Annotated in this window: 6 protein-coding genes; all 6 read left to right on the forward strand. The window is 50.9% G+C overall.

The annotated features are described in order from the left end of the window. On the forward strand, positions 1-489 hold a 489-nt coding region (locus AC4PR2_RS28080), incomplete at its 5' end, for a hypothetical protein (protein WP_492175937.1). A 2-nt stretch (positions 490-491) separates the two neighbouring features. Continuing rightward, positions 492-1,070, forward strand: a complete 579-nt coding sequence (locus tag AC4PR2_RS28085; RefSeq protein WP_492175938.1) for a hypothetical protein — start codon at positions 492-494, stop codon at positions 1,068-1,070. Beyond that, complete coding sequence (gene traT / locus AC4PR2_RS28090; protein ID WP_454267026.1) at positions 1,067-1,801, forward strand: conjugal transfer complement resistance protein TraT; 735 nt, start codon at positions 1,067-1,069, stop codon at positions 1,799-1,801. The genes AC4PR2_RS28085 and traT overlap by 4 nt, the downstream gene beginning before the upstream one ends. Positions 1,802-2,278: 477 nt before the next feature. After that, complete coding sequence (locus AC4PR2_RS28095; RefSeq protein ID WP_492175939.1) at positions 2,279-2,593, forward strand: hypothetical protein; 315 nt, start codon at positions 2,279-2,281, stop codon at positions 2,591-2,593. Further along, positions 2,590-3,117 (forward strand): phospholipase D family nuclease, encoded by a 528-nt coding sequence (locus tag AC4PR2_RS28100; RefSeq protein ID WP_492175940.1) that lies wholly within the window; start codon positions 2,590-2,592, stop codon positions 3,115-3,117. The genes AC4PR2_RS28095 and AC4PR2_RS28100 overlap by 4 nt, the downstream gene beginning before the upstream one ends. Further along, on the forward strand, positions 3,118-3,317 hold a 200-nt coding region (locus AC4PR2_RS28105), incomplete at its 3' end, for a hypothetical protein (RefSeq protein WP_492175941.1).

Raw genomic sequence — 3,317 nt, forward strand, 5'->3', positions numbered from 1 at the left:
AACACCAACAGCGAGGCGGTGCGCATGCGCCGGGAAGACCTGGCGGAGGCGTTCGTCGAGGACAAGCTGCGCGGACGACTGGACACGCATTATGACCAGGCGGCCGCCCACGTCGGCGACGGTATCCGTACGCCCGTCAACACGGCGAAAGCGCAGGGCGGTGCATACGGTGCGGCGATGGGAGACATTGATGGCAAGGTTGCCGATGCAAAAATCAAGAAGGACGTCAAACAGCGAGTCGATACCCTGGGGAAAGATACTACCGCTCGCATGAAAGACAATGAAGACCTGGTTAATTATGATAAGGGTGATGTGGAAAAAGGCCTGAATAATAATAAAACAAACTTTAACCAACAGAATAAAGATTATACAATAAAGCATCAGGCGGCGGAATTACATCAGGCGAAGTTTACGCTGTCTATCAGTGGGAAAGATGCGGCCTATATGGATAAGGCTAAAGAAATGCTGAATAAGCAGAGGGGGGGGTAACGATGAAACAAAGTGAAGTTCGTGAAGAAGTCGCGATGATAGTTAAGGCGATTAGAGGAACTGATATTGAAGTTCCATCTGTTACACAAGGTCTAAAACCTTCTTTAGTTTACGTGTGCGTTTTCTACATGATCTTTGTGATAAGCGTGGTTCCTATATTTGTTTTTGGTAATAGCAATGAAATTGAAACCGTCTCGGCTTTCTTCTGTATCTCTATTTTGTTTAACCTTTTCTTTGCCTTGGTGATCTATTCTGTTTACATGCAAGTTCTAAACATCCCGGAGGAAGTGAGGAGGAAGTCAAAATTAATTTTATTTGTTAAGGAGAAAGTATGTCACTACGCATATTTTCACTTTGGATTGCTATTAACTTTCTCTGCATTATCTTTAGCAAGTGGAGTATCTGGTTTTTTGCCATTCGTGCAGGTTCCTCTATTCATAATTACCTTTTTGGTATTCCACATAGACTTATCGAGATTCAACCTCCCCAGCCTGGCGGGGCTGGTCGATGCAGCGAAGGATGAGTTCAAAAACAATGAGTTGCAAGAATTTCTCAATGGTGTAAATAAGGAAAAAAAATGAAATCTACTCAAAAAATAATGATGGTAGCCCTGGTCAGCAGTACGCTGGCTCTCTCCGGCTGTGGCGCCATGAGCACCGCCATCAAAAAGCGCAACCTCGAGGTCAAGACTCAGATGAGCGAGACCATCTGGCTCGAACCGGCCGGCGAGCGGACCGTGTACCTGCAGATCAAGAACACCTCTGACAAGGACATGAGCGCGCTGCAGGCCAAAATCGCCGATGCCGTCAAGGCCAAGGGCTATGTGGTGGTCAGCAACCCCGCCTCCGCTTACTACTGGGTACAGGCGAACGTACTCAAGGCGGACAAGATGGATCTGCGCGAGGCGCAGGGCTTTCTCAGTCAGGGCTACGAAGGCGGCGTGGCCGGCGCGGCGCTCGGGGCGGGGATCACCGCTTACAACTCCAACTCCGCCGGTGCCACCCTGGGCGTCGGTCTGGCCGCCGGCCTGCTCGGTGCCGCCGCCGACGCCCTGGTTGAAGACACCAACTACACCATGGTCACCGATGTGCAAATCGCCGAGCGCACCACCGCCAGCGTGCGCACCGACAACGTCGCGGCGCTGCGTCAGGGCACGTCCGGCGCCAAGGTGCAGACCAGCACGCAGCAGGGTAATCAGCACAAGTATCAGACCCGGGTGGTGTCCAACGCCAACAAGGTCAACCTCAAGTTCGAGGAAGCCAAACCGGTGCTCGAAGACCAGCTGGCCAAATCCATTGCCAATATCCTTTAATATAAAGCGAATAATTTTCTGCTCTCAATGCTGACAGCAAAGATAAGCCTGCGTATATGCAAGCCAGTGCCATGCCGAAGGCAAGCAAATCACAGGTATGCCAGTAAGGGCGAATAAGATGCTCTTTACGTAAAGAGCAAGTAAGCATGCGCTCTTCTCTATCCGTGTACTGCTGAACGTCTGATTATTCTTTTCAATCAGCGCGAATGACAATGGGTATTAGTTATGACGACAGAAAAAACACGCAAATGTAAGACTTATACGGATGTACGAGACTATCCGCAACCCAAGGTGGATATGAAAACAATGCATGTCATTTTACAGAACTGTAATGCAAAGATATTTCTCAAGGAGACTAAAAGACTGTTGCCGTAAGTCTTGATTCAAATGCTGAACAAATGATTTTTACCTCCGATGAAATCGGGGTTTTTCGCATGGTCATAAATATTTAAATGCACATGAGTGCAAAGGAATTATATGGAAAATAAACATTCGGTCTTCGCCATGGATTACGTCCTGCCACATTATCAGGCAATCACTACACGTGTGGAAGCACTTATCCCCGATTACGGTCTGCATATGGACAGCCAAATCCTTCTTCGCAGAGGAAAAGAAATAAAGAACATTTTTCCTGCATTAGATGACTGGCCTGAAACCACGTTGGCAGAAGCTGAAATGTATCAGGATGAGGCGAAGAAAATTGACCAACGTATCGAGAAGCTTACGCTGCATCAATTTCTGATACTGCTTTTTAATCCTGAGTGCCGTGCTGATTGGGGGGCGTGGCAATGATGCATTACCGGCTTGATTGGCGAGCGGTCTTTCCCCTGCTGCTCTGCCTGACCTGCATGCGTGTGCAGGCTGCCGGTGTGATGACGGGATTTTCACCCGGCGGCACCGCGCAGCAGGTGGTACTGGCCGCCATCGGCAGTGCGCAGGTGTCCATTGATATGGCGGCCTACAGCTTTACCAGCAAGCCCGTCGCCACCGCGCTGCTCGACGCCCAAAGGCGCGGCGTCAGGGTGAGGGTGGTGGCCGACCGCAAGGCCAACAGCAAATACACGGCCGTGACCTTTTTGGCCAACCAGGGCGTGCCGGTGCGCCTCAATGACCGCTACGCCGCGATGCATCACAAGTTTATGGTTATCGACGGCCGCTCAGTGCAGGCGGGGTCCTATAACTACTCGGTGAGCGCCCATGCGCGTAATGCCGAGAACGCCCTCTGGCTGCAGGACATGCCATGGGTTGCCGCCGATTTTTCACGTGAGTTCGCCCGCCTGTGGAACGAGGGTGAGCCTGTTTTGCGGAGATACTGAATGAGTCTTAACACCCGCGACTTTACCCAGGGCGGTCAGGTCCTCAAGTACATGATTGGCATGTTCCTGCAAATCATGAACATCGCTACCTTCTGGATATTGATGGCCTCGCTGGCCGTGTTTGCGCTGTGGGTCGGGTTGTCGATGCGTTTTGAGCAAATCATCCACGGCGGCAGTTACTGGTTGGTCAAATGGGTGGT

This window comes from Serratia sp. A07, assembly GCF_058725505.1.